We start from the raw sequence: 2,479 nt of genomic DNA on the forward strand, positions 1-2,479 counted from the left end.
TGCCATGCCCGCCGAAGCCGTCCGGGATACCAAGGCCCGCCGCCCGGCATACGGAGCCGATCGCGTGGGAGATGTCCCCGATGCGGGCGCCGACCCGGGCCGCGGCGATACCTGCGGCCAGGGCCTGCTCGGCCGTGGCGATGAGCCGCAGATCGGCCGGGCGTGGTGTGCCCACGACGAAGCTGACCGCGGCGTCACCGGTCCAGCCGTCGAGCTGCGCGCCGCAGTCGATACTGACCAGGTCACCGTCACGCAGACGGTAGCCGTCCGGGATGCCGTGCACGATCACGTCGTTGATCGACGTACAGATCACCGCCGGGAACGGAGTCGGCGCGAAGGACGGCAGGTAGTGCAGGAACGCCGGCTGGGCGCCGGCCTCGCGAATCGCCGTCGCGGCGACTTCGTCCAGCTCCAGCAGGCTCGACCCCACCTGCGCGGTGGCACGGACCGCCGCAAGCGCCTGCGCGACGACACGCCCCGCCTCGCGCATCGCCGCCAGTGCCGCGTCCGTCTTGAGTTCGACCACGCCCTCACCTCACTCCCGCGTACCCAATAACTATCCCGGTATTAGTATCACGGTCATGGTGAGGACAGCACTGACGACGATGGATCGGGAACGCGGCCGGCGGCTCGGGTCAGCGCTGCGCGAGGCCCGCGGCGGCCGCAGCATGGTGGAGGTCGCCGCCGCAGCCGGGCTGTCCCCCGAGACCGTCCGCAAGATAGAGACCGGGCGGATCCCGACACCGGCGTTCTTCACCGTGGCCGCCCTGGCCGGGGCGCTCGGGGTCTCTCTCGACGTCCTGGTCGATGTCGTCTGTGTCACAAGCGACTCATCTGCCGACCACGACCGGCAGACCTTGTCCGCTTAGCGGACCAAAGTCGACGGGATCATGCTTCTCCCGTCGTCGGAGGCCCAGGTTCTCGGGTCACTGAGCGGCCCGGGGCGACGTCCTCATGGGTTGTCACCCCGGGCTCGGGTGAAAGGTGGCGGTGTCCAGGGCCTCGGCGGCGGCCTGATCGAGCGTTGGTATGCGTGATCAGGGCACGCGGGAGGGGTCAGGTGGTCGCGATCGCCCGCAGGATGTCCATCTTCGCGGCCCGGCGTGCCGGGAAGATCGCGGCGAGGACGCCGAGGAGACCGCCGACGATCACAACGGCGATGATCGTCGCTGTCGGGTAGGCGAAGGTGTTGATGCCCTGCTCCTTCAGCGCGATGGTCAACGCCCAGCCGAGGAAGCTGCCGACCGCGACCCCGAGCACCGCTCCGAACACCGCGATCACAACCGCTTCAAGCCGGACCATCCTGCGTAGTTGCCGTCTGTTCATGCCGACTGCGCGCAGCAGCCCGATCTCCCGCGTCCGCTCGATGACCGACAGGGCCAGCGTGTTGACGATCCCGAACAGGGCGATGACGACGGCCAGCGCGAGCAGGACGTAGACGAAGCCCAGCAGTTGATCGATCTGCTTTTCCTGCTGCCTGATGAACTCGGACTGGTCCCGGACCTCCACGTTCGGATGGGGTTTGACCGTGGCGTCGATCTCCTGACGTACCTGGGCGAGGTCCGCGTTCTTCTCCGTCTTGACGAGAACGAAAAAGTCCAGGGTGTTGGTGGGAAAGCGCTGGTTGAACTCGTCGAGCGAGATCAGGTACTGCCCGGCCACCTGGCTCTTGTCGAACGTGCCGACCAGACGCAGCGGCGTGGGCCCGTCGGGGAACACGACCGGAACCGCCTGCCCCACGGACAGCTTCTGCTCCTTCGCGGTGTCCGCGTCGATCAGGATCGAGCCCTTGCCCAGTGCCCGGAGATCACCGGCTGCGGTCTTGAGAGCCAGCAACGTCGGTAGCGCTGCTGGATCACCGGCGGTGACCGATTTCTTCTTGTCGTTGATTTTCACCGTGTCTGACCGCAGCCCCGTGACGAGCTCGATGTCGGGTTTGCCCCGTAGCGAACGGGCAACATCGGCGCTGAAGCCCTGCGCGAAACTGGTCGAGGTGAGGTAGAAGTCCGCGCCCAGGCTGTTACTGACCGTCTCCGTCACCGACTTCTTGATGGACTGACCAAGTACCGAAAACGCGCTCACAAGCGCAAGGCCGATCATCAGTGCCGACGCCGTCGACGCGCTGCGCCGTGGGTTGCGCATGGCGTTCTCACGCCCGAGTCGCCCGGTCGCACCGAACAGGGCCGGCAGCGGGCTGCCGATGGCCCTGGTGACGGGCCTTGCCAGCAGCGGCGAGAGGGTGGCCACACCGAGGAAGGCCAGACCCGCCCCGACGCCGACCACGGCTGCTGCGCCCTTGCCCGTGGCTGCTGCCAGGCCGAATACCAGCAGCGCGGCGCCGATGAGCGCCAGAGCGCCACCGGCGATCCCGCGGCTGCGCAACGAACGCGCAGGGAGGACGAAGGTTTCTCGCATCGCCGCTATCGGGGGTACCGTCGCCGCCTTGCGCGCGGGAATGAAAGCGGCGACGGTACCCCCG

The 2,479-nt window shown here is 67.9% G+C and carries 3 protein-coding genes; 1 reads left to right on the plus strand and 2 read right to left on the minus strand.

Features of this window, described 5'->3' with window-relative positions:
* Positions 1-526: M24 family metallopeptidase (locus tag DD1DGNOD_RS14400; protein ID WP_241255723.1), on the minus strand; the 526-nt coding region annotated here is incomplete at its 3' end.
* A gap of 55 nt (positions 527-581) precedes the next feature.
* Between DD1DGNOD_RS14400 and DD1DGNOD_RS14405 the strand changes: the two genes are divergently transcribed.
* Positions 582-869 (plus strand): helix-turn-helix domain-containing protein, encoded by a 288-nt coding sequence (locus DD1DGNOD_RS14405; protein WP_131770366.1) that lies wholly within the window; start codon positions 582-584, stop codon positions 867-869.
* Positions 870-1,056: 187 nt separating this feature from the next.
* On the opposite strand, the gene DD1DGNOD_RS14410 is transcribed toward DD1DGNOD_RS14405, so the two are convergent.
* Positions 1,057-2,479 (minus strand): FtsX-like permease family protein (locus DD1DGNOD_RS14410; RefSeq protein ID WP_131770372.1); only part of this gene is annotated, 1,423 nt, incomplete at its 5' end.

The organism is Candidatus Protofrankia californiensis (assembly GCF_900634765.1).
Classification (GTDB): Bacteria; Actinomycetota; Actinomycetes; order Frankiales; family Frankiaceae; genus Protofrankia; species Protofrankia californiensis.